A 21669-nucleotide genomic window follows, 5' to 3' on the forward strand; every position below is an offset into this window, starting at 1 on the left:
CACGCCGACGGCGGCGTGTTACCTGCATGGAGTCATCCCTTCGTGGTGTGGAGCAGCTCGACGTTGCCGTCGAACTGCCAGAGCGGGTTCGGTGCGTCCCCGGTCGGGGTCCGCACCAGGAAGTAGCCGTTCACTTCCTTCGGTCCGTCGCCGTCGGCCACGAACCGCCCGTCGGGGGTGACGTTGAGCTGGTAGATGGCCGTCCCCGCGGCCTCGACGTCGGGGAGGTGCCAGGAGACGACGCAGCGCCAGTCGTTGCCCGGCCCTTCGGCGGCGAGCTTTCCGCCGCCCTTGTTGCACGTCGCCGTCGCCTTCAGCTGCGCTTCGGTGACGTCGGGGCGGTGGAGCTGCTCGGTCTGCATGCGGTAGAGGTGGGCGAACGCCGCGGCGACCGAGCGCTGCACCTTGTCCTGCTCGATTCCGGAGCCCGTGGCCGGCGTGGCCACGGCCACGACCCCGACCGTCACGGCGAGCAACCCGACCAGCGGCAGGACTCCGACGGTGACCACGCGGCGTCCCGAGCCGTCAGCGGTCAGGTTGGTGAAGTCGCGCCGCAGGAACAGCAGGTAAGCCAGCGCCGTCGCTACTACCGCCCACGACAGGCTGACCACGATGCCGATCAGCAGCGGGCCGAGCTGAGCCGGACCGGTGAACAGACCGTTCCAGGCGATGAAGGCGTAGCCGGGCAGCGCGAGACGCACGGCGACGGGCAGCGGCAGCATCTGGGCGAGCTGCATGGCGAGCGCGACGAGCGTGGGCAGCAGCAGTCCCATCGGGGACCGCCCCAGCGCGACGGACCCGAGTAGTCCGATCGCGGCGAGGGCCAGGGTCGGGGCGAGTACGCACACCCAGGCGAGCAGGGTCCTTCCGGCGGCATCCCCGGGCGTCAGCAGGTGCCCGTCCAAGCCCACCAGCGGCTGGTTGCCGACCGTCACGACCCCGCCGGCCGCGCTGGAACCGGCCAGCCCCGCCACGAGCAGCAGGATGACGGTGAGACTGGACAGTGCCTTCGCGGCGAAGATCCGCCGAGGCGACCGGACCGCCACGAGCAGGTGGCGCCAGGTGCCGAGCCGGTCCTCGGAGGCGAACACGTCCCCGGCGACCACCGAGGTCAGCAGCGGGAGCGCCCAGGTGCCCGCGAAACCGAGCGTCACCAGCGATCCCGCCCACCCGGTGGCGTGCATCCAGCGACCGAAGAGGGTGTCGACGGGTAGCGAGCTCTGCTGGCTCACCGCGGCGACGAACAGCGCCGGCGCGATCCAGCACGCGAGGACCAGCAGGCGGATCCGCCACTGCGAGACGAGCTTGACCAGCTCGAAGCGGTAGCCGCGCGCCACGGAGACGCGGCGGGCATCGGCGACGCGGGCGTCGGCGGCGGTCGCGGTCATCGGCTGGCCTCCTGCTGCTCGGTCAGGGCGAGGAACGCGGCCTCGAGCGGTGACACCACGGGCGCGAGTTCGCGCACCGCGACGCCCGCGTGTACGAGCCGCACCACCAGGTCGTCCAGGGCGGGCACCAGCGCGTGCACGACGAGCACCTCGGCGTCCGGCCGCGCTCCGACACCGTCGACGACGCGGATCCCGGCGGTGTCCACCGCCAGCCGGCGGGCGGCCTGCGGGTCGGAGGTGAGCAGCCGGTAGTCGAGTTCACGGTTCTCGGCGGCCAGCTTGCCCAGCGGTCCGGAGAAGACGACCCGTCCGGCGGCGAGGATGGTGACCTCGGAGCACAGGGCCTCGAGGTCGTCCATGCGGTGGCTCGACAGCACGACGCTGGTTCCGTCCGTCGCCAGCCGGGTGAGGACACCGTGTACGTGCTTCTTGCCGGCCGGGTCGAGGCCGTTGGCGGGTTCGTCGAGCACGAGCAGCCGGGGCTTGGTGAGCAGGGCCGCGGCGAGCCCGAGTCGCTGACGCATGCCCAGGGAGAAGCCGCGCGTCCGGTCGTCCGCGACATCGGTGAGCCCCACCTGGTCGAGCAGGTCGTCGATCCCCGACGCCCGCACGTCGTGACCGCGAAGGGCGGCCAGCGCGGCCAGGTTCTGCCGGGCGGTGAGCGAGGGGTAGAGGCTCGGCCCGTCCACGAAGCCGGCCACACCCTCGGGAGCGGCGAGCGCCCGCCCGACCGGCGTACCCAGGATCTCGAGCCGGCCGCGGTCGGGGGCGGCGAGGCCCAGCAGGAGGCCGAGCAAGGTGGTCTTGCCGGCGCCGTTGGGCCCGACCAGGCCGTGGATCTGTCCCTGCGCCACGTCGAGATCGATGCCGTCGAGTGCGACGACGTCGCCGAAACACTTGGTGACCCCGCGAGCCCGGATTGCGAGAGGTACGTCCATGAGCCCCTTCTTTCGTTGCCTCAAGCAAGTTAGGTGCGGCACCACGACGGAGGCAGGGACAGCTGGCTGAACGTTCATGGAACGGAAGGGGGCCGGCGTCGATCATCTGGCCGCGGCAGCGCTGCAAGTCGCGCTGTCCCGCCTCGCTCCGGTAAACCAGGAGCGGTTCACGGCGTGGTGCTCCACGATGGGCGCATGGAAGGCGACGAGGCCCTCGCCCGTATGCAGGAAGCCGCCGTGCTGTGGAGCGTCTGCCAGGGCACGGCGGCGCAACTGGTCGACGCCGCCTGCGAACTTCTGGTCGCCGGCCTCGACGGACTCAACCTGGCCATGCTCGCCGGCGTCCACGTCCGGCACGCCGACGAGGAAGTGCCCGACATGCTGGAAGCCGCGCTGACGGAGGCGGGGCTCAGCTACTACCCGCCGGGCAGCCGGGCCGGGCAGGAAGCCGCGGTCCGGGTGATGGCTTCGCGGGCCGTGGCCGGGCTTCTTCCGCCCCTGGACCTCGCGACGTGGGCACACTCCACCATCGGCCATGACACGTTGGCGCTCGCCGAACGCCTCGTCGAACTCGACGACGTGTACGACACACTCGAATACACCGACCTGACGGAGAAGGACGTCAGCGACGAGATCCTCGCCGAGGCCCGACGGATCGTCGGGAACGCCGGAACCACAGTCGACCGGGAGTGTGTCCCGACCGGGCCCCACGGCATGCCGCCGGCCGCCTAGCATCGAGCGCTATGCGTGTCCTGATCGTGTCCGCGCCGCTGATCGGACACGTCTTCCCGCTCGTGCCGCTGGCCGCCGCGTTGCGCGAAGCCGGGCACGAGGTGCTGCTGGCCACCGCCGCCGACGGGCTGGACGTGGCCCGCTCCGGCCTGCCGGTGCGCGATGTGGCGCCAGGGTTCGACTTCGGCCGCATCGCTCGGGGCGTGCTGCTGCGCCACCCGCTGGTGGCCCGGGCCGAGCTGGCCGGCCGGGGCGGCACCCGGGGCGCCGGGCTGCTCTTCGGCACGGTCAACGACCAGCTCGCCGACGGGGTGGTCGCGCTGGCCGAGGAGTGGCGGCCGGATCTGGTGGTGCACGAGCCGTTCGCGGTGGCCGGCGCCGTCGCCGCGGCCCGGCTCGGCGTCCCGGCGGTCCGCCACGAGAACGCGCTCTTCGACGGCCGGGAACTGATCCGGGCCACCGTGGCCCGGTTCGCCCCGGCGCTGCGCCGGCACGGCCTGACCGAACTGCCGCCACCGGCCGCCGCCGTCGCGGTGGCTCCGCCCAGCGTGCTGCGTCAGGACGGCTGGCCGATGCGCTACGGCTCGTACGTCGGCGGCGGCGACCTGCCGGACTGGCTGCGCGAGCCGGGCGAGCGCCCCCGCGTGCTGGTCAGCCGCAGCACCGTGGCCGGGCCCGGCTCGGGCGGCCCGATGCGCGCCGTGGTCGCCGCCGCGGAGCGGGTGGACGCCGAGTTCGTCCTGGTCCGGCCGGATGAGCGGCTGGCCCGGTCTGCACTGCCCGGCAACGTCCGTACCGTCGGCTGGATCCCGCTGGCGGCGGCGCTGCCTACCAGCGCGGCGCTGGTGCACCACGGCGGCGCCGGCAGCATCTTCGGCGCCTTCGTCGCCGGGGTGCCCCAGCTGGCCACTGTCGGCGCCGGCGACCGACGGCACAACGCCGAACTCGTCGCGGCGCGCGGCGCCGGCATCGCGGTCGCCGCCCGCGCCATCACCCCGGCCCTGCTGACCCGGCTGACCACCGACGCCGCGCTGCGCGACGCCGCGACCCAGGTCGGCCGCGAGATCGCCGCGATGCCCGAGCCCGCCGAGCTGGTGCCCCGGCTGGCCGCGCTGGCCTGACCGAGCGGGCCCGGCGGGGGAGCCGGGAGCGGTCCGGTGTGATCGAGACCGACCCCGGCCACACCGCCGCCGTCTGGCTGGCCGGACGCGCCTGTCCCGACCGGCCGGCCTCAGTCCGGGTTCGGCGAAGGTCCTAGCGGGAGGCCAGGGTTTGTTCGGCGTACGCCCAGAGCCGGTCGGCGGCGGCCAGGTCCACCGAGTGCTCGGCGACCCCGGTCATCGGTTCCGGACCGCCCGGGACCACCTCCGACTCCTGGTTGTCCTCGAAGTAGCGGCCGGTGACGCCCTCGAGCAGCGGCGACGCGGCCAGCAGCACGGTGGTGGCGGCCCCCTGGGCCGGGGTCTTGTAGTGTTCCGGCACCGCCACGTTGCCCGCCTCGTCGGTCGTCACCCCAAAGGAGCGCAGGGTGTCCTCGCCGAGGTGACGCTGCAGGTTGGTGATGATGACGCCCGGGGCCAGGGCATTGGCGGTGATCCCGTCGGCGGCCCAGCGCTGAGCGATGCCGACGGCCAGCAGGACGTCGGCGGTCTTGGACTGGCTGTACGCAATCCACGGGTCGTACGGGCGGCGGGCGAAGTGCGGGTCGTCGAAGTCGACGCCGGCGCGTAGCTGTGCGCCGGAGCTCACCACCACGACCCGGGCGGAGCCGGCGGACCGGAGGTTGTCGTGCAGGCCCCGGGCGAGCGCGAAGTGGCCGAGGTAGTTGGTGGCCAGTTGCAGTTCCCAGCCCTCGGGGGTCAGCTGGCGGTGCGGTAGCGCCATGATTCCGGCGTTCGCGATCAGGGCGTGCAGCGGGCCGGTCCAGCCGGCGACGAAGGCGTCGACGGAGTCGAGGTCAGCGAGATCGAGCGCGGCGGCCCGGACCGTGCCCGGGCCCGGTCCGGCGAACTCGGCCACCAGGTCGTCGGCGCGGGCGGGGTCGCGCGTCGCCACGGTGACCTCCGCGCCGGCACGGGCGAGGGCGCGGACGGTTTCCAGGCCGATGCCGGAGGCGCCACCGGTGACGATCATGCGGTGCCCGGTGAGGTCGACGCCGTCGATGACCTCGTCGGCGGTGGCCCGGGCGGTGAACCCGGTGGTCAGGCGTGTGCTCTCTGTCATGACGGCAACGCTACGACCGGCGGGCCTGGACGGCCTATAGTTTGGCGTCCGCAGAAGTTTAGTGAGCGTCCGAGGGAGTGTGGTATGGACCCGTTGGAGGACGTTCTGTCGCTGACCCGGGCGACGAGTCACCTGTCAGCCAGTTTTTCCGCCGGAGGACGGTGGGGGGTCCGGTTCGACCCACCCGCCGGCGTGAAGTTCAACGTCGTACGGCGGGGCGCCTGCTGGCTCGCGGTGGACGGGGTGCCGGATCCCCTCCGGCTACGCGAGGGCGACTGCTTCCTGCTGACCCGTCCGGTCGCGTTCACGCTCGCCAGTGACCTGGATCTGCCGACCGAGCCGGCGGGACCCCTTTTCGTCGCGGCCGTCGACGGCGTGGCCCGCGCCGGGGACGGCGACGAGGTGTTCCTCATCGGGGGAGCGTTCTCCTTCACCGACCGGGCCCAGGCCCTGCTGCTCGACGGCCTGCCGCCGGTCATCCAGGTGGCAGCCGAGACGCCGGAGGCCGCGGCCGTGCGACGAGCGGTCGGAGAGATCGACGCGGAACTACAGCGGAACGCCCCGGGGGCGAGGCTGGTGGCCGAGCACCTCGCCATCGTCATGCTGGTTCGGATCCTCCGCCTGCACCTCGCCCGGGACGCCGGTCATACCTCCGGGTGGTTGGCCGGCCTGACCGACCCCACCGTGGTGGCCGTACTGCGACGAATGCACGCCCGGCCCGCGCACGCCTGGACGGTGGCCGAGCTGGCCCGCGCCGTGGCTGTCTCCCGATCCACCCTGGCGGCCCGGTTCAAGCAGGTGGTCGGCAAGGGCCCGCTGGAGTACCTCACGGCGTGGCGCATCGAACTCGCCGCCGACCGCATCCGCCGCGGTGAGGAGACCAACGCCACCATCGCCCGCGAGGTGGGGTACGGCTCCGAGAGCGCCTTCAGCGTCGCCTTCAAACGCGCCACCGGCCTCTCGCCCCGCGCCTATCGCGCCGCCCTGGCGCGGTCAGAACAGGGGCGGACCCGAGCGCTCGCTGGGTCGTGACAACGAGCGCCGGGGCGGAGCCGTCCGCACCACCGGCCGAGCTACACGTGCTCGGCGACGGTCAGGAGACCGCGGCCTTCACCAGCTCGATGACCTTCTTCTCCACCGCGGGGCTCCACTTCTGCAGCGCGTACGACACCGGCCACAGGTCGCCGTCGTCGAGGTTGGCGGTGTCCTGGAAGCCCAGGGTCGAGTACCGGTAGTTGAACTTGCCCGAGTCCTGGAAGAAGACAACGATCTTGTCGGCGGCGTTCGCGTAGGCGGGCATCCCGTACCAGGTCTTCGGCGTCAGTTCCGGGGCGGCGGTGGTCACGGTCACGTGGACGCGCTCGGCGAGCTCACGATCTTCCGGCGCCATCTGGGCGATCCGGTCGAGGACGGCTTCCAGCCCGTCGGCCTTCTTGGCGCCCTTCTTGCCCTCGGCGCGCAGCTCGGCGGCGCGCTCCTTCATCGCCGCACGCTCCTCAGCGCTGAAGCCGTCGGACACGGTGGAGGTCTTCGCGGACATTGTTCGAGCTCCTTCTTCGCCGTTCAAGGCTCGGCGTGACGCCGGCTACCTGGTGAGAAGGCTAGGCCCGCCCGCAACCTGGCGCTTCTCGATTCCTGATCACCTCGCGGTCGACGTGGCCGCTGATCGCCTCCTTCAGCAGCCTGGGCCCTGCCCATCGTGTCGGCCGACTCGTCTGGACCGGGAGCGGTTCAGTCGACGAGTACGCCGGGGTTGAGGATCCCGTGGGGATCGAGGGCGGTCTTGGCGGCGCGCAGCGCCAGGGCGAACGGTTCGGGACGCTGGCGGTCGTAGCCGGGGCGGTGGTCCCGCCCGACGGCGTGGTGGTGGGTGATGGTGGCGTGATGGCGGTGCAGGACGTCGGTCGCGACGTCTTTGAGGTGGTCCCAGACGGCGACCTCGTCGCCCGGCCGGCCTGCCGCCAGCAGGGTGAAGTAGGGCGCCGCTCCGTCGGGATAGATGTGCGTCAGGCGGCAGTTGACGGTGGCGGGATGCCCGGTGGCTTCGCGTGCGGCGGCGCCGACCTCGTCGCGGACGGCGTCGATCAGGGCGGGAAGGCGGTTCCAGGTGGTGGCCGTCTCGAAGGTCTCGACGACGGCCCCCATCCGGGCGAGGCCGTCGCGCAGGTACGGCATCCGGAGGAACGCCGAGCGCCAGGCGCCGACGGCCTCGTCGCCCCCGCCGCCGGAGCTGACGGAGGGCGAGCCGCCGTGCGCGCGGGCCAGGTCGAGTGCCTGGGCGAGAACGGTTTCGACGGGTACGGCGGCCGACTCGAAGCCGAGGACGAGTATCGACGAACCGTTTCGGGCGGCGCCGGACAAGGCGGCCTCGCCGGGGTCGAGCAGGCGGCAGTTGGCGGGGGAGAGGCCGGACTGGGCGATCGCCCGCACCGCGCGCAGCGCGGCGGGGAAGTCGGCGAAGACGACCGAGGTGGAAGCCTTGTGGTGGGGGCGGTCCTGAAGGCGCATCCACGCCTCGGTGATGACGCCCAGGGCGCCTTCGGAGCCGAGGAACAGCCGGTCGGGAGACGGTCCGGCGCCGGACGCGGGCACCTGCCACGAGGTGCCGGCGCCCGCCGGGGTGATCACCCGCAGGGACTGGACGAAGTCGTCGATGTGCGTGTGGACGGTGGCGTAGTGACCGCCCGCGCGGGTGGCGAGCCAGCCACCGAGGGTGGAGAACTCGAAACTCTGCGGGAAGTGGCGCAGCGTCAAGCCGTGCGGCCTGAGCTGGTTCTCCAGTGCCGGGCCGAGGGCGCCGGCCTGGATACGGGCGGCCCGGCTGTCGGTGTCGATGTCCAGAACCCGGCCCATCGCGGTCAGGTCGAGGGACAGCACCGCTCGGTGCGCGTCGCCGCGGTATTCCACGCCCCCGGTCACCGAGGAGCCGCCGCCGTAGGGGATCACCGCCACGCCGTGGTCGCCGGCCCACTCGAGAAGGTCGGCCACGTCCTGGTCGCCCGCCGGCCGGGCGACCAGATCGGGTATCCGCCCGGGCCGGCCGCGCAGGGCGCGGATGACATCCCGGTACGCCTTGCCCATGGCGTGTGCGGTGCGGGCTTCCGGGTCGGCGGTGACCAGATGCGCGAGACTCGGCGGCGGCTCGACGGCGGGCCGGCCGATGCGCAGGTCGGCGACCCGCGGGACGGGCAGCGGGCGCGGGAGCGTGCCGGGGAGCAGCGCGCCCATCGCTTCGCATTCGGCGTCGTCGGGGTGTTCGTCCGCCCATCCCCAGCCCCAACAGGAACGGGCGCGGGCAGCGCGGGGGGAGGTCGCAGCGTGGGCTGTCGCCATGTCCGTATCCATCCGATCCGCCGAATTAACCTGGCGGTAATTTACCGTAGGGTAATATCGCGGGCGTGGCAACGTCCTCCCGCTCCCGAGCCGGCACCAAGGGCGTTCCCCGTGCCGTCCGCGAACAGCAGATCCTCGCCGCCGCCACCGAGGAGTTCGGCCGCCACGGCTACGAGGCGACCTCCCTGGCAGCTGTCGCCACACGGGTCGGGGTCACCAAGGCGCTGCTGCACCAGTACTTCGGTTCCAAGGAGAACCTCTATCTCGCCTGCCTGACCCCGGTGGGCGACCAACTGCTGGACGCGATTCGCGCCGCGATGGGCCAAGGCGAGATCACTGCCCCGCGCACGCCCCTGCTGGTTCTCCACGCGCTGTTCACCGCCCTGGAGGGCCGGCGGGAAGCATGGTTCGTGCTCTACGACCCGTCGCTGCCCGCCGACACGGAACCCGCCCGGCGGGCGGCGCACTACCGGATCGCCATCGATCGGCTCGCGGCAACCGGTAGCGCCGGCGTGCTCCGCGCCGCCGGCTCCGCCGACCCCCTCGACGCTGACGCCCTCAAGTACGCCTGGCGCGGCATGGTCACCGCGCTGGTCCGGTGGTGGATCAACCATCCCGACCAGTCTCCGGACGCCATGGCCGAACGCTGCGCCCGCCTCTTCGCCACCACCCGAGCCGCCCTCACGGCTGGTTGACCCCGCTCCGCCGCGATGCCTCAGACCAGGAACTTCTCCCGCATCCGTGCGCCCAGGTTGATCCCGCCGACGACCCGAGGACCGGTCGGGTCGTGAACGTCCACGGTGTTGTTGCGGCGCATCAGCTCGCGGACCGAAGGTGGCAGCCGGGGCGGGTCGTCCATGGTGGCGAGGATCCGGCCGGCGGTCGAGATGAGTCGATCCGCCAGGGCGGCGGCGTCGGTGTCCACCCGCACCCGGCCGTACTCCCAGCCGGCGGTGGTGAGGTCGAGCACCTCGAACACGCGGGTCACGAGCGGATTCGGGTCGGTCACCCGGTCGAGTCGGGGTGCCCGGCTGCCGAGCACCGCGACGGCGGCGGCCACCTGCGCGTACGGGTGGAGTCCGCACGGCAGCGCGAACAGCGGCCACCGCAGCGCCGGGCCGGCCTCCTTCCACAGGGGCCGGTAGTTCCGGCGGTGCACCAGGAGCCGCCGACCGGTCCGTCGATGTACGTCGTGGGCCTGGGCCTGTAGGTCCGCGTGCGCTTCGTCGGCCACCTCGCTCACGATCCGGGCCGCCACCACCAGGCCGTCGTCGCCGTCCAGCATCTGGGTGACGGCCTCGACCTGTTCGGAGAACCGCACCTGAGCGCGGGCGCCGAACCGGTACCGGACGTCCCGCAGCAGCGCCTGCTGCCGCTCCGGGTCGAGTTGGACCCGCCTGCCACCCATCAACTGCCGGAGCCACCGCATGTCGCCTCGTTTCCGCAAGCCGTTCCGGGCCGCGGCAATGCTAGTGCGTCGGACGTCCCTCGTATGGTGGTGGGATGGCTGAGCGATCTCTGACCTTGATGGCCGTGCACGCGCACCCCGACGACGAGGCGACGAGCACCGGCGGCATCCTCGCCCGGTACGCGGCAGAGGGCATCACGACGGTGCTCGTGACCTGCACGGACGGGCGGTGCGGCGACGGGCCCGGCGGGGTCAAGCCGGGCGACCCGGGGCACGACCCGGAGGCCGTGGTGGCGATGCGCCGGGCCGAGTTGGCGGCCAGTTGCGAGGCGTTGAAGGTCACCCACCTGGAGACGCTCGACTATGCCGACTCCGGGATGATGGGCTGGGCGACCAACGACATGCCCGGCGCGTTCTGGAACACGCCCGTGACGGAGGCGGCCGACCGACTGGCCGAGCTGATCCGGCGCTACCGGCCCGACGTCGTCGTCACCTATGACGAGAACGGCTTCTACGGCCATCCGGACCACATTCAGGCGCACCGCATCACCATGGCCGCGGTCGAGCGGACGGACATCCCCGCGAAGGTCTACTGGACCACCGTGCCGCGCAGCGCCTTCGAGGACTTCGGCCGCATCATGAAGGAGATCGGCGTCGAGTTTCCCGAGCCCGACGCGTCGGAGGAGATGCCCCAGCTCGGGCTGCCCGACGACGAGATCACCACCTGGGTCGACACGAGCGCCTACGGTGCCCAGAAGTTCGAATCGTTGGCCGCCCACGCCAGCCAGGCCGAGAACATCTTCTTCCTGCAACTAGGTCAGGAGCGGTTCACCGAGCTGATGGGCGTGGAGACCTTCGTCCGGGTCCGCGACACCACCGGTGCGCCGTCGCGCGAGGACGATCTGTTCGCCGGGCTGCGCTGACCGCGCACGCCCGGTGGTCGGGGCCGGGTCCATGAGCCCGGATCAGATCAGTGGGCCGGGGTGGGGGCCTCCGGCGGCCGCTGGGCGGCGTGGCGGGCGTCGGCCAGGGCCACGCCCAGCAGCACGAACCCGGCCCCGAGCGCGGCGGTCAGCGGCGGGGCAGCGGACAGGGGCAATGCCAGGGCGGCCAGAGCGGCGATGGCAATCACCCGCCGCAGGGAAAGCCGGTCGAACACGACTCGTTCCAGGCGGATACGACCGTAGAGGAACAGGGCGGGGCCGCCGAGGATCATCGCCAGCCACGGCGGCTCGGGGTGACCGCCCGGGTGAGTGAGGACGACCTCGAAGCCGACAGCGGTGGCGACGATGCCCACCACCATGACGACATGGGCGATGCCTGTGGCGCGTCCGGCGGCGAGCCGGTCACCGGCGACGGCCACGGCCTCGGCGAGAACCTGTCCCGAGCGGTAGAAGTAGATCCGCCACAGCAGAACCATGGACAGGAACGCCACGACCAGCGCCGCCGAGGTCGACAGGGTGACCGGATGGTTGGTGAATGTGACGCCGGCGGCGAGCACGGTCTCACCGAGGGCGATCAGCAGCAGCTGCTGGTAACGCTCGGGTAGGTGGTGGCCGCTGTCCATCGCCCAGGCGCTGACCGGCGGTCTGGCCATGCCGGGAACGGGCCAGCGTAGCTGCGCGACGACGATGTCCACCGTTACGGCGCCCGCCCAGAGCGCAGCGCGGGCGCCGCCGCTCACCGCCGCGCCGGCCAACCAGACGCCGGCCGTGGCGAGGCACCAGAGCACCGACCTGACATAGAGATTCCCCAGCGAGTGCCGGCGCACGCTCGGCAGGAGGATCAGCGGCCGCAGGCAGTTCAGGATCAGGTACGGCAGCACGAACGCCCACCCCCGCCCGACGAAGGCGTAGGGAACTGACGACGACATCACCATCAGGCCGAAGGCGCTGGCCAGCACGATCCACTGGATCTTGCGGCGACGGGGGTTGAACCAGCTGGTGATGTGGGCGGTGGTGATCCACAACCAGATCAGCGGTAACGACAGCACCAGCAGGTAGGCGAGCGACAGCCAGCGGACACCGTTGTCCGCTCCGATCATGTCGCGTACGACGCGGTTCACCACCCCGGACAGGGCGAACACCAGCACCAGGTCGACGAACAGCTCCAGGAAGTTCGCCTGCCGGATCTCCTGGCGTCGTTGCAGCAGATCCTGGCCGTCGAGATGCCCCATGCCCCCTATGGTCGCGTGTCCCACCGCAGCTCAGTGGCACAACACCGGGCTGGTGAGCCGGTCCGCGCCGCTCGAGCCGCGTCACTCCGTGAAGGCGGTTTGTGTGTCGGCGTCTGTTTCCTGGGAGGCGGCCCACGAGGCGAGCAGGCGAAGCGCGTCCTCGGAGGGGGAGCCGGGCTCTGCGGTGTAGATCGTGAGAGTGAGCCCCGGTTCCGCCGCCATCTCCAGCCCTTCGTAGGCCAGGGTGAGGTCGCCGACGACGTGGTGGTGGTAGTTCTTGACGCCGGTGCCGTGATGCCGGACGTTGTGAGCTCCCCACCGTTTCCGGAACTCATCGCTGCGGGTGGAGAGTTCGCCCACGAGGTCGTGGAGATCCTTGTCGTGGGGGTCGCGGCCGGCTTCGGTGCGGAGGATCGCCACGCAGACGTCGGCGGCGAGGTCCCACTCCGGGTAGAAGCGGTGCGCCTTCTCGTCGAGGAACGTGAACCGGGCGATGTTGGCGGGGCGCTGCGGGTCGGCGTACACGTCGGCGTAGAACGCTCGGGCGAGCCGGTTCGCGGCGAGCAGGTCCATGCGGCCGTTGCGCACGAACGCGGGGCCCTGGGTGACCGCCTCGAGGGTCCATTGCAGGCTGGGGCGCGGGGACCACTGCCTCGCCGTGCGGCGGCGGGGCCGCATCAGCGCGCTGCTGCCGTCCGCCGCCCGTGCGAGGTCGAGCAGGTGCGCCCGCTCGGCGTCGTCGAGCTGGAGCGCCCGGGCGATGGCGTTCAGCACCGAGGGCGACACGCCGGCGAGGGCGCCTCGTTCGAGCTTCGAGTAGTACTCGATGCTCACCCCGGCCAGTGCCGCGACCTCGCTGCGGCGCAGTCCGGGGACCCGGCGGTTCCTGCCGGCGGGCAGGCCCGCCTGTTCCGGGCTGATCTTGGCGCGGCGCGAGACGAGGAACTCGCGGACCTCGGTGCGGTTGTCCACGCCTCGACCGTACGTGTCACGGCTCGTCGGAGGGGTGCCCTGTCAGTACACCTTCCAGCAGAAACTCCCCGAACAGGCACCGCCGGGGTTTGCTGGATGGCGATGAACGGAACCGCTGGCCGCCGCCGCCCGGGTGGGGCGATCGTTGTCGTCCCTGGCGGGTTGTTTCCCGGATGGCCGTACTCCCTCGCCCTGGCTGGGTATGCGGGCGGGTGGCCGTCGGTTCGCGGCCGGACCTTTGAAAGGAAGAACCTCATGCGTGGTGCAGTCCTGCACGCCCCCGGCGACGTCCGGGTGGAGGAGCGCGAGGATCCGCGGATCCTCCTCCCGACCGACGCGATCATCCGCCTGTCCGCCACCTGCGTCTGCGGTTCGGACCTGTGGCCGTATCGCGGCATCGAGGCGGTCAAGGGGCCGTCTCCGATGGGCCACGAGTATGTTGGCGTCGTCCAGGAGGTCGGCGGCGAGGTCAGGAACATCAAGCCCGGCCAGTTCGTCGTCGGCTCCTTCTTCGCCTCCGACAACACCTGCCCCATCTGCCGCGCCGGCTACCAGAGCTCGTGCATCCACCGGGAACCGGTCGGTGGACTGGGCGCCCAGGCCGAGTACCTGCGCGTCCCGCTGGCCGACGGCACCCTGGTCGCAACGCCCGAGATCCCCTCGGAGGACCTGGTCCCGGACCTGCTCGCGGCCTCCGACGTGCTCGGCACCGGCTGGTTCGGGGCCGTGGCCGCCGAGGTCGGGCCGGGCAAGACCGTCGCGGTCGTCGGCGACGGCGCGGTCGGTCTGCTCGCCGTGCTGGCGGCGAAGCAGCTCGGGGCGGAACGCATCATCGCGGTCAGCCGGCACGAGCCCCGCCAGAAACTGGCGGCCCACTACGGTGCGACGGAGATCGTCACCGAGCGCGGCGACGAGGGCGTCGCGAAGATCAAGGACCTCACCGACGGCCTCGGCGCGCACTCGGTGATCGAGGCCGTCGGCACCCAGGAGTCGATGATGCAGGCCATCCGCTCCACCCGGGCCGGCGGTCACGTCGGCTACGTCGGCGTCGCCCACGGCGTCGAACTGCCCGGCGACGAGTTGTTCTTCTCCCACGTGCACCTGCACGGTGGCCCCGCCCCGGTGCGGCGCTTCCTGCCCGAGCTGATCGACCTGATCTGCAACCGGCAGATCGACCCGGGCAAGGTCTTCGACCTCACCCTCCCGCTCGAGCAGGCCGCCGAGGGCTACCGGGCCATGGACGAACGCCGGGCCATCAAGGCCCTTCTCAAGCCCTGACGGCCGGCGCCGCCCGGAGAGGGCCGCGTCCGCCTGACCGGATCCGACAACAAGCCGCTGCAGCCAGCACAGGGCGAACCGCACAGGAGGAGACGTTGGAGATCCTGACCAAGCAGCCGTCGGTCAAGGGACCGGCCGACTGGTTCACCGGCGACGTCTGGTTCGACCAGATCGTTCCCATGACCGGACCGTCCATCGGCCGGTGCAACGCCGTGCACTTCGCCCCCGGCGCCCGCACCGCCTGGCACCGGCACGCCAACGGCCAGCTGCTGCACGTCACCGAGGGCGTCGGGCTGACCCGGTCGCGCGGCGGCGAGGTCGTCGTCATCCGCCCCGGTGACGCCGTCTGGTGTCCGCCCGGAGAGTGGCACTGGCACGGCGCCGCCCCCGACCACTTCATGACCCATCTGGCCATCTGGGACGGCCTCACGCCTGGGCAGGACGGGCCGGAAACGGAGTGGGGCGAGCACGTGACCGACGACGAGTACCGCCAGCCCGCATGACCAACCGACCGCCGGTCGCGTCATCGCGCGGCCGGCGGCCCACCCACGGATCACGAGAAGGAGTACGACATGTCCGGAACCGCGCAGCAGAGCCCCGCCCAGAAGATGCTCGGGAACTTCGCGCCCAAGCTCGTCTCCCTCACCGACGACGTGCTCTTCGCCGATGTCTGGGAACGCGCCGACCTCGCGCCGCGCGACCGTAGCCTGATCACCATCGCGGCCCTGGTCGCAAGCGGCAACAGCGAACAGTTGCCGTTCCACCTGAACCTCGGCAAGCAGAACGGCCTCACCCAGGCCGAGATCGTCGAGGCCATCACCCACCTGGCGTTCTACGCCGGATGGCCCCGGGCCATGTCCGCCATCGCGGTGGCCAGGCAGACCTTCGAGGGCTAGGCGCCACCACGGTTCGCGCCATCACCCGACAGCCCGGTCCCACCGGCGGGCCGTCCGCCCGGCCCAGCAGCTGTCCGGCCCGTGCGCGTGATCGACGGCGCCCGCAACGACCTGCTCCGCCGGCGCCTGCGGGCTGCCGGTGATCGCCGGGCCGGTCGAGGGCCGCCATGCTCGGTAACATCCTGGTGCAGGCCCGGGCCGCCGGCGTCGTCGGTGGCGACCTGCCGGCACCGCGGGCCTTCCTGCGGAAGACCCGGCGCCTCGTCGGGTACGAGCCGGGGGGCGATCAGGCGGCCGCGGAGACCGGAGATCGCCGGGTGTGACGGCGTCGTCACGGGTGCCGCCGTGGCCGTTGCCGAAACCGGCACGATCATCCTCGACGCCGGGCCGGACCAGGGGCGGCGGATCATCAGCCTCCTGCCCGACCTGCACATCTGTGTGCTGTGGACCCACCAGGTGGTCACCACGGTGCCGGAGGCGCTCACCCGGGTCGACCCGCGAAACCCGCTGACCTGGATCAGCGGGCCGTCCGCCACCAGTGACATCGAGCTCAACCGCGTGGAGGGCGTGCACGGGCCCAGGAACCCGCACGTCGTCATCGTCGCGGGCGCGGGCACTTCCTCGTCCCCGGCGCTTGGCGGCAACCCGAGCGATGCCAGCGCCGCTGATCCCACAGCGACCAGGTTGGGGTGAACGTGATCGCGGTCGATGATCTCTAGTCTGGTCGACGTGACGGAATTCGACTGGGCCGCGCTGTCGGCGGCGAGGAACGCGAGGCTCGACGCGGTTCCGGACATGATCAGGCACGCGCTGCGGGTCCTCGAGGACCTCCTGGAGGAGATCGACCACGCGTGCACGTTCACGCTTCTGAACGGCCCGCTGAACGACGGCGACGTGGTCGCATCGGTGAACGCGCTGCTGCCGGAGCGCTGCCGCGTATCCGGGTTGGAGTCCGTGAGTTCCTGGTCGACGCTGGTTCGTGAGGCGCTGCCCGGGTTGTTCCTTCCGGGGCGGCAGCCGCAAGCCTGGGCGGAGTCGTCGGCTGCCCGGGAGCTGGCCGAGGCGCTCACCGACTGGGCGGTGGCACTGATGGCGAGACTCTGGCCGGACTCCGCCGAGTCCTGGGCCCTGACGGTGCACACCGACGACTGGTACGAGGCGGCCTACGTCGATCTCGTGGTCCGTGCGGGCGACCAGGTGTGGCTGCTGCATCTCGGCGTCAGCGACTGATCCACTGCCAGCTGCAGAGTCGGCCCGGGAGGCGTGGCGCAGCCCGGCGGCCCGGTTTTCGTACCAGGCTCGGCGTGGGCGCCGCCCCGGCTGCGCCTCGGTGGGCAGCGTGAGGCCGGCGCGTACACTGGCGCTGGTTTCGTGCCGGGGGTCGGCCTCGGTGCTGTGCCGGGGACTGCCGGGGCGTGGCGGTCGGGGGCTTGCGGGAAGGGTGAGTGCCGTGCGTGGTCCCGCGATGACGGATGTGGCCCGCCTCGCCGGGGTTTCCCACCAGACCGTGTCGCGGGTCCTGAACGGGCATCCGAATGTGCGTGAGCAGACGCGGCTGCGGGTGCAGGCCGCCATCACGGAGTTGGGCTACCGGCCCAATCGCGCCGCTCGTGCCCTGGTGACCGGCCGGTCGCAGGTGATCGGTGTGGTGGCCCAGAACACGACGCTGTACGGCCCGGCGTCGCTGTTGGCGGCGCTGGAACAGACCGCGGCCGAAGAGGGCTTCGCGGTCACCGTCGGCAGTGTGCGGGACCTGGACCGGGTTTCCATCTCGGCGGCCGTGGAGCGGCACCTGGCGCATCGGGTTGCGGGGATCGTGGTGATCGCGCCGGTGGAGTCGGCCGGGGAGGCGCTGGAGCACCTCCCGAAGGACGTCCCGTTGGTGACCGTCGACGGTGACCCGCGCCGGCCGATGCCCCTGGTGACGGTGGATCAGGTGGCCGGCGCACGGGAGGCGACGCGGCACCTGTTGGAGGCGGGACACCGGACGGTGTGGCACGTGTCCGGTCCGGCCGACTGGTTCGACAGCGCCGGCCGCATCGAGGGGTGGCGGGAGGCCCTGCGCGAGGCGGGCGCCGAGGTGCCGCCGCTGGTTGCGGCGGACTGGTCGGCCGCGTCGGGCTACCGGTGCGGGCAGATGCTGGCGCGGATGCCCGAGGTGACGGCGGTCTTCACGGCCAACGACCATCTGGCGCTGGGCGTCCTGCGGGCTGTGCACGAGTACGGCCGCCGCGTGCCGGACGACATCAGCGTGGTGGGTTTCGACGACGTGCCGGAGGCGGCGTACTTCATTCCGCCGTTGACCACGGTGCGGCCGGACTTCGCCGCGGTGGCCCGGGCGAGTCTGGACCTGTTGCTGGCTCAGTTCGAGTCCGACACCGTCGGTGAGCTGCGGCAGACCATCGCACCGACCCTGATCTCCCGGCAGAGCGTCGCCGGGCCGCCGCGCTGACCCGGCCAATGTGTCCCTCGGCGCGGCCCCTGTGCCGAGGCGGTGCCGCCGTTGGCCTCTTCGGCCTCGGACGTTGTGACCGCTAACAGCTTCTGACCTGACACCCGTCGTTCGGCTGTTCGTGGCGCCGTTGCGGGCGGAGCCTTCTCGCGTCGGCGACCCTGGCCGGGACCGACGGAATGACGCCAGCGCCGGGCATGCTGCCGGTGGGCGCAGAAGGGCCCATCGAACGTCGGTCGTGCCGTTACCGGACTGTTGCGACGGCGTCTTGACCGACGCCAATGTGAGCGCTAACAATGTGAGCCACTGCACGCGGAGGTGGAAATGATGGGTGTGGACGGACCGGGGGACCGGTACGTCGTCGGGGTCGACTACGGGACGCTGTCGGGCCGGGCGTTGGTGGTGCGGGTCGGTGACGGCGCGGAGCTGGGCACCGCGGTCCACGAGTACCGCCACGGCGTGATCGAGTCCACCCTGCCGGGTGGCGTCGAGCCGCTCCCGCCGGACTGGGCGTTGCAGGACCCCGAGGACTACCGGGACGTGCTGCGTCACGCGGTGCCGGCCGCCGTTGCCGCCGCGGGGATCGACCCCGGTCGGGTGATCGGCATCGCGACCGACTTCACCGCCTGCACGGTCCTGCCCACCCGGGCCGACGGCACCCCCCTGTGCGAGGTGCCAGAGCTGCGTAACCGGCCGCACGCCTGGCCGAAGCTCTGGAAGCACCACGCCGGGCAGGCGCAGGCCGATCGGATCAACGCGCTGGCGCACGAACGCGGCGAGGCGTGGATCGGCCGGTACGGCGGGAAGATCTCCGCGGAGTGGCAGTTCGCCAAGGGCCTGCAGATCCTCGACGAGGACCCGGAGATCTACCGGCGCGCCGAGCGGTTCGTCGAGGCGGCCGACTGGATCGTCTGGCAGCTGTGCGGAGTGGAGACCCGCAACCTCTGCACCGCGGGCTACAAGGGCATCCGCCAGGACGGCCGGTACCCGTCCCGGGACTTCCTGACCGCTCTGGACCGCGGCTTCGCCGACTTCGTCGACAAGCTGGACGGGCCGGTGTTGCCGATGGGCGCCCGGGCCGGTGCGCTCACCGCCACGGCGGCGGCGTGGACCGGGTTGCCGGCGGGGATCGCGGTCGCCGTCGGCAACGTCGACGCCCACGTCACCGCCGCCTCGGCCCAGGCCCTGGTGCCCGGCCACCTGGTGGCGATCATGGGCACCTCGACCTGTCACGTGGTCAACGGCGCCGAGCTGGTGGAGGTGCCGGGCATGTGCGGCGTCGTCGAGGGCGGGCTCAGCCCCGGCGCCTGGGGCTACGAGGCCGGGCAGAGCGGGGTCGGCGACATCTTCGGGTGGTTCGTCGAGCACGCGGCGCCGGCCGGCATGAACTCGCACGAGCGGCTCTCCGAGCTGGCCGCGGCGCAGCCGGTCGGCGCCCACGGGCTGATCGCCCTGGACTGGTGGAACGGCAACCGCTCCCTGCTGGTCAACCACGACCTGAGCGGTCTCGTCGTGGGAATGACCCTGGCCACCCGGCCGGCGGACGTCTACCGGGCGTTGCTGGAGTCGACGGCGTACGGCACCCGGATGATCATCGAGGCGCTCGTCGAGGCGGGCGTGCCGATCCGGGAACTGGTGGTGGCCGGCGGCCTGACCTCCAACCGCCTGCTGATGCAGATCTACGCCGACGTCACCGGCCGGCCGTTGAGCCTCATCGGTTCGGCGCAGGGGCCCGCCCTGGGCTCGGCGATCCACGCCGCGGTGGCCGCCGGCGCGTACCCCGACGTCTACGCGGCCTCCGCCGCGATGGGCCGGGTGGACCGCGACGTGTACCGGCCGGACCCGCAGCGAGCGCGGGCCTACGACGCGCTGTACGCCGAGTACCGGACGTTGCACGACCACTTCGGACGCGGCGGCAACGAGGTCATGTCCCGCCTGCGCGCGATCCGCAACGCTGCCGTCAACCAATCGGCGGCACAGGTCACGACGCCGCTGGAGGTGGTCGCATGAGTGGCCGGCCCGATCAGCACATCCGGCGGCTCCGGGAGAGCGTCGCCCGGCTGCACGCCGAACTCACCCGGTACCGGCTGGTCGCCTGGACGGCGGGGAACATCTCCGCCCGGGTGCCCGGCCACGAGCTGATGGTGATCAAGCCGAGCGGGGTCGACTACGACGACCTGGCGCCGGAGAACATGGTCGTCTGCGACTTCGACGGCCGGGTCGTCGAGGGTGACCTCTCACCGTCGAGCGACACCGCCGCCCACGCCTACGTCTACCGTGCCATGCCCGAGGTGGGTGGGGTGGTGCACACGCACAGCACGTACGCGACCGCCTGGGCCGCCCGCGGCGAGCCCATCCCGTGCCACCTCACCGCGCAGGCCGACGAGTTCGGCGGGGAGATCCCGATCGGCCCGTTCGCGCTCATCGGTGGCGACGACATCGGCAAGGGCATCGTGGAGACCCTCACCGGTCACCGCTCGGCCGCCGTGCTCATGCGCAACCACGGCGTCTTCACCATCGGCCGGGACGCCCGGGCCGCCGTGAAAGCGGCGGTTATGTGCGAGGACGTCGCCCGTACCGCACACCTGGCCCGGGCGCTCGGCGAGCCGGTGCCGATGGCGGCCGCCGACGTCGACGCCCTGCACGACCGCTACCAGAACGTCTACGGACAGCGACCTTCCTCACCCGCGAGCCCCTGACGGCCGCCACGATCGCGCGGCGTTCCCCCGGGCCGTCCGCGTCGCACCACCCCCGACACCACCTTTGACAGCACCACCACCAGCGCAGGTCGTGCGCCTTCGGCGGCATGGCTCGCGGAACGCTTACCGAGGAGATTGCGGTGAAGAGAATGAGAACCCACCTGCCGTCCCGCAAGGTCGTCGCGGTGCTCACCGTCGCGCTGCTCGCCGCCGGCATGGCGGCCTGCGGCAACAGCGACACGGGCGACAACGGCGACGACGGCAAGATCACGTTGGGCTTCTCCCAGGTCGGCGCGGAGAGCGGGTGGCGTACGGCGAACACCACCTCGATCAAGGAGGCCGCGGCGGACGCCGGCTTCGACCTGAAGTTCGACGACGCGCAGCAGAAGCAGGAGAACCAGATCAAGGCCATCCGCAACTTCATCCAGCAGAAGGTCGACGTGATCGCCTTCTCGCCGGTCGTGGAGTCCGGTTGGGACACCGTGCTCAAGGAGGCCAAGGACGCCAAGATTCCGGTCATCCTCACCGACCGGTCCGTCGACTCGGCCGACAAGTCCCTGTACAAGACCTTCCTCGGCTCGGACTTCGTGAAGGAGGGCCGGCTCGCGGGCGAGTGGCTCGTGGAGCAGAAGAAGGCGGCGACCGGCCCGGTCAACATCGTCGAGCTGCAGGGTACGACGGGTTCGGCGCCGGCGAACGACCGGAGGAAGGGCTTTGCCGAGGCGATCGCCGCCAGCCCCAACCTCAAGGTCATCGCCTCGCAGTCCGGCGACTTCACCCGCGCGGGCGGCAAGCAGGTGATGGAGCAGTTCCTGAAGGCCAACCCCAAGATCGATGTGCTCTTCGCGCACAACGACGACATGGGCCTGGGCGCGCTGGAGGCGATCACGGCGGCCGGCAAGGTGCCCGGCAAGGACATCACCATCATCACCGTCGACGCGGTCAAGGACGGCATGCAGGCCCTCGCCGACGGAAAGTTCAACTTCATCGCCGAGTGCAGCCCGCTGCTGGGCCCGCAGCTGATGGACCTGGTCAAGAAGGTGCACAACGGCGAGGAGGTCCCGCCCCGCATCGAGACCCAGGAGACCACCTTCACCCAGGAGCAGGCCAAGGAGGCGCTGCCCAACCGCAAGTACTGACCGGACGAGGGGCGACCGCCCCGCATCCGAGGCGG

Annotated in this window: 23 protein-coding genes; 15 read left to right on the forward strand and 8 right to left on the reverse strand. The window is 71.8% G+C overall.

What is annotated here, in order from left to right; translation table 11 throughout:
• Nucleotides 1-32 precede the first annotated feature (32 nt).
• Together AC0OLQ_RS18600 and AC0OLQ_RS18605 are read right to left on the reverse strand one after the other, a co-directional pair.
• Entirely contained in the window at nucleotides 33-1388 is a 1356-nt protein-coding gene (locus tag AC0OLQ_RS18600; protein WP_484527252.1) for an ABC transporter permease, read from the reverse strand.
• Nucleotides 1385-2326, reverse strand: a complete 942-nt coding sequence (locus tag AC0OLQ_RS18605) for an ABC transporter ATP-binding protein (protein ID WP_484527253.1) — start codon at nucleotides 2324-2326, stop codon at nucleotides 1385-1387. Before AC0OLQ_RS18605 ends, AC0OLQ_RS18600 begins: the two co-directional genes overlap by 4 nt.
• A 195-nt stretch (nucleotides 2327-2521) precedes the next feature.
• On the opposite strand from AC0OLQ_RS18605, the gene AC0OLQ_RS18610 reads away from it, so the two are divergent.
• The gene (locus AC0OLQ_RS18610) at nucleotides 2522-3058 is read left to right on the forward strand and encodes a hypothetical protein (RefSeq protein ID WP_484527254.1); all 537 of its coding nucleotides are present in this window, start codon (nucleotides 2522-2524) and stop codon (nucleotides 3056-3058) included.
• An 11-nt stretch (nucleotides 3059-3069) separates the two neighbouring features.
• Entirely contained in the window at nucleotides 3070-4179 is a 1110-nt protein-coding gene (locus AC0OLQ_RS18615) for a nucleotide disphospho-sugar-binding domain-containing protein (RefSeq protein WP_484527255.1), read from the forward strand.
• A 133-nt stretch (nucleotides 4180-4312) separates the two neighbouring features.
• On the opposite strand, the gene AC0OLQ_RS18620 is transcribed toward AC0OLQ_RS18615, so the two are convergent.
• Nucleotides 4313-5281: an SDR family NAD(P)-dependent oxidoreductase gene (locus AC0OLQ_RS18620; RefSeq protein WP_484527256.1), complete on the reverse strand. Its 969-nt coding sequence runs from the start codon at nucleotides 5279-5281 to the stop codon at nucleotides 4313-4315.
• An 84-nt stretch (nucleotides 5282-5365) separates the two neighbouring features.
• Between AC0OLQ_RS18620 and AC0OLQ_RS18625 the strand changes: the two genes are divergently transcribed.
• Nucleotides 5366-6313, forward strand: coding sequence for an AraC family transcriptional regulator (locus AC0OLQ_RS18625; protein ID WP_484527257.1), 948 nt, complete (start codon nucleotides 5366-5368; stop codon nucleotides 6311-6313).
• Between the two features lie 61 nt (nucleotides 6314-6374).
• On the opposite strand, the gene AC0OLQ_RS18630 is transcribed toward AC0OLQ_RS18625, so the two are convergent.
• Both AC0OLQ_RS18630 and AC0OLQ_RS18635 read right to left on the reverse strand, forming a co-directional pair.
• Nucleotides 6375-6821: an iron chaperone gene (locus tag AC0OLQ_RS18630; protein WP_357344721.1), complete on the reverse strand. Its 447-nt coding sequence runs from the start codon at nucleotides 6819-6821 to the stop codon at nucleotides 6375-6377.
• 191 nt (nucleotides 6822-7012) lie between these two features.
• Nucleotides 7013-8614, reverse strand: a complete 1602-nt coding sequence (locus AC0OLQ_RS18635) for an FAD-binding oxidoreductase (RefSeq protein WP_484527258.1) — start codon at nucleotides 8612-8614, stop codon at nucleotides 7013-7015.
• 65 nt (nucleotides 8615-8679) lie between these two features.
• Between AC0OLQ_RS18635 and AC0OLQ_RS18640 the strand changes: the two genes are divergently transcribed.
• The gene (locus AC0OLQ_RS18640; protein WP_484527259.1) at nucleotides 8680-9309 is read left to right on the forward strand and encodes a TetR/AcrR family transcriptional regulator; all 630 of its coding nucleotides are present in this window, start codon (nucleotides 8680-8682) and stop codon (nucleotides 9307-9309) included.
• 20 nt (nucleotides 9310-9329) lie between these two features.
• Here AC0OLQ_RS18640 and AC0OLQ_RS18645 read toward each other — a convergent pair whose 3' ends face one another.
• Nucleotides 9330-10043 carry a hypothetical protein gene (locus AC0OLQ_RS18645; protein WP_484527260.1) on the reverse strand — a complete coding sequence of 238 codons (714 nt, stop codon included), beginning with the start codon at nucleotides 10041-10043 and terminating at the stop codon, nucleotides 9330-9332.
• 74 nt (nucleotides 10044-10117) lie between these two features.
• Between AC0OLQ_RS18645 and AC0OLQ_RS18650 the strand changes: the two genes are divergently transcribed.
• Nucleotides 10118-10945 carry a PIG-L family deacetylase gene (locus AC0OLQ_RS18650; protein WP_484527261.1) on the forward strand — a complete coding sequence of 276 codons (828 nt, stop codon included), beginning with the start codon at nucleotides 10118-10120 and terminating at the stop codon, nucleotides 10943-10945.
• 47 nt (nucleotides 10946-10992) lie between these two features.
• Here the strand turns inward: AC0OLQ_RS18650 and AC0OLQ_RS18655 are convergent, their stop codons facing one another.
• Nucleotides 10993-12198: a low temperature requirement protein A gene (locus tag AC0OLQ_RS18655; RefSeq protein WP_484527262.1), complete on the reverse strand. Its 1206-nt coding sequence runs from the start codon at nucleotides 12196-12198 to the stop codon at nucleotides 10993-10995.
• An 81-nt stretch (nucleotides 12199-12279) separates the two neighbouring features.
• Nucleotides 12280-13170 (reverse strand): helix-turn-helix transcriptional regulator, encoded by an 891-nt coding sequence (locus AC0OLQ_RS18660; protein ID WP_484527263.1) that lies wholly within the window; start codon nucleotides 13168-13170, stop codon nucleotides 12280-12282.
• 255 nt (nucleotides 13171-13425) lie between these two features.
• Here AC0OLQ_RS18660 and AC0OLQ_RS18665 point away from each other — a divergent pair, with 255 nt between their 5' ends.
• From AC0OLQ_RS18665 to AC0OLQ_RS18710, 10 genes are all read left to right on the forward strand, one after another.
• Entirely contained in the window at nucleotides 13426-14448 is a 1023-nt protein-coding gene (locus tag AC0OLQ_RS18665) for a zinc-dependent alcohol dehydrogenase family protein (RefSeq protein ID WP_484527264.1), read from the forward strand.
• A gap of 95 nt (nucleotides 14449-14543) precedes the next feature.
• Nucleotides 14544-14951 (forward strand): (R)-mandelonitrile lyase, encoded by a 408-nt coding sequence (locus AC0OLQ_RS18670; protein WP_484527265.1) that lies wholly within the window; start codon nucleotides 14544-14546, stop codon nucleotides 14949-14951.
• A gap of 69 nt (nucleotides 14952-15020) precedes the next feature.
• Nucleotides 15021-15344 carry a carboxymuconolactone decarboxylase family protein gene (locus tag AC0OLQ_RS18675; protein WP_484527266.1) on the forward strand — a complete coding sequence of 108 codons (324 nt, stop codon included), beginning with the start codon at nucleotides 15021-15023 and terminating at the stop codon, nucleotides 15342-15344.
• A gap of 167 nt (nucleotides 15345-15511) precedes the next feature.
• The gene (locus AC0OLQ_RS18680; RefSeq protein WP_484527267.1) at nucleotides 15512-15667 is read left to right on the forward strand and encodes a hypothetical protein; all 156 of its coding nucleotides are present in this window, start codon (nucleotides 15512-15514) and stop codon (nucleotides 15665-15667) included.
• A gap of 22 nt (nucleotides 15668-15689) precedes the next feature.
• Nucleotides 15690-16037, forward strand: a complete 348-nt coding sequence (locus AC0OLQ_RS18685; protein ID WP_484527268.1) for a LutC/YkgG family protein — start codon at nucleotides 15690-15692, stop codon at nucleotides 16035-16037.
• A 36-nt stretch (nucleotides 16038-16073) separates the two neighbouring features.
• A complete protein-coding gene (locus AC0OLQ_RS18690; protein ID WP_484527269.1) occupies nucleotides 16074-16574 on the forward strand; it encodes a hypothetical protein in 501 nt (166 codons plus the stop codon).
• A 235-nt stretch (nucleotides 16575-16809) separates the two neighbouring features.
• On the forward strand, nucleotides 16810-17796 hold the full coding sequence (locus AC0OLQ_RS18695) for a LacI family DNA-binding transcriptional regulator (protein WP_484532382.1): 987 nt from the start codon (nucleotides 16810-16812) through the stop codon (nucleotides 17794-17796).
• Between the two features lie 324 nt (nucleotides 17797-18120).
• Nucleotides 18121-19806: a ribulokinase gene (gene araB / locus AC0OLQ_RS18700; RefSeq protein ID WP_484527270.1), complete on the forward strand. Its 1686-nt coding sequence runs from the start codon at nucleotides 18121-18123 to the stop codon at nucleotides 19804-19806.
• Nucleotides 19803-20495, forward strand: a complete 693-nt coding sequence (locus AC0OLQ_RS18705; protein WP_357344747.1) for an L-ribulose-5-phosphate 4-epimerase — start codon at nucleotides 19803-19805, stop codon at nucleotides 20493-20495. The genes araB and AC0OLQ_RS18705 overlap by 4 nt, the downstream gene beginning before the upstream one ends.
• Before the next feature lie 149 nt (nucleotides 20496-20644).
• Nucleotides 20645-21634, forward strand: a complete 990-nt coding sequence (locus AC0OLQ_RS18710) for an ABC transporter substrate-binding protein (RefSeq protein WP_484532383.1) — start codon at nucleotides 20645-20647, stop codon at nucleotides 21632-21634.
• The last annotated feature ends 35 nt before the right edge of the window (nucleotides 21635-21669 follow it).

This window comes from Micromonospora sp. Utrum1 (assembly GCF_057197805.1).

Bases quoted from the DNA above. Each gene is read 5' to 3' on its own strand.
- AC0OLQ_RS18600 (WP_484527252.1), bottom strand. From the start codon at position 1,388: ATGACCGCGACCGCCGCCGACGCCCGCGTCGCCGATGCCCGCCGCGTC.
- AC0OLQ_RS18605 (WP_484527253.1), bottom strand. From the start codon at position 2,326: ATGGACGTACCTCTCGCAATCCGGGCTCGCGGGGTCACCAAGTGTTTC.
- AC0OLQ_RS18610 (WP_484527254.1), top strand. From the start codon at position 2,522: ATGGAAGGCGACGAGGCCCTCGCCCGTATGCAGGAAGCCGCCGTGCTG.
- AC0OLQ_RS18615 (WP_484527255.1), top strand. From the start codon at position 3,070: ATGCGTGTCCTGATCGTGTCCGCGCCGCTGATCGGACACGTCTTCCCG.
- AC0OLQ_RS18620 (WP_484527256.1), bottom strand. From the start codon at position 5,281: ATGACAGAGAGCACACGCCTGACCACCGGGTTCACCGCCCGGGCCACC.
- AC0OLQ_RS18625 (WP_484527257.1), top strand. From the start codon at position 5,366: ATGGACCCGTTGGAGGACGTTCTGTCGCTGACCCGGGCGACGAGTCAC.
- AC0OLQ_RS18630 (WP_357344721.1), bottom strand. From the start codon at position 6,821: ATGTCCGCGAAGACCTCCACCGTGTCCGACGGCTTCAGCGCTGAGGAG.
- AC0OLQ_RS18635 (WP_484527258.1), bottom strand. From the start codon at position 8,614: ATGGCGACAGCCCACGCTGCGACCTCCCCCCGCGCTGCCCGCGCCCGT.
- AC0OLQ_RS18645 (WP_484527260.1), bottom strand. From the start codon at position 10,043: ATGCGGTGGCTCCGGCAGTTGATGGGTGGCAGGCGGGTCCAACTCGAC.
- AC0OLQ_RS18650 (WP_484527261.1), top strand. From the start codon at position 10,118: ATGGCTGAGCGATCTCTGACCTTGATGGCCGTGCACGCGCACCCCGAC.
- AC0OLQ_RS18655 (WP_484527262.1), bottom strand. From the start codon at position 12,198: ATGGGGCATCTCGACGGCCAGGATCTGCTGCAACGACGCCAGGAGATC.
- AC0OLQ_RS18665 (WP_484527264.1), top strand. From the start codon at position 13,426: ATGCGTGGTGCAGTCCTGCACGCCCCCGGCGACGTCCGGGTGGAGGAG.
- AC0OLQ_RS18675 (WP_484527266.1), top strand. From the start codon at position 15,021: ATGTCCGGAACCGCGCAGCAGAGCCCCGCCCAGAAGATGCTCGGGAAC.
- AC0OLQ_RS18680 (WP_484527267.1), top strand. From the start codon at position 15,512: ATGCTCGGTAACATCCTGGTGCAGGCCCGGGCCGCCGGCGTCGTCGGT.
- AC0OLQ_RS18695 (WP_484532382.1), top strand. From the start codon at position 16,810: ATGACGGATGTGGCCCGCCTCGCCGGGGTTTCCCACCAGACCGTGTCG.
- araB (WP_484527270.1), top strand. From the start codon at position 18,121: ATGATGGGTGTGGACGGACCGGGGGACCGGTACGTCGTCGGGGTCGAC.
- AC0OLQ_RS18705 (WP_357344747.1), top strand. From the start codon at position 19,803: ATGAGTGGCCGGCCCGATCAGCACATCCGGCGGCTCCGGGAGAGCGTC.
- AC0OLQ_RS18710 (WP_484532383.1), top strand. From the start codon at position 20,645: ATGAGAACCCACCTGCCGTCCCGCAAGGTCGTCGCGGTGCTCACCGTC.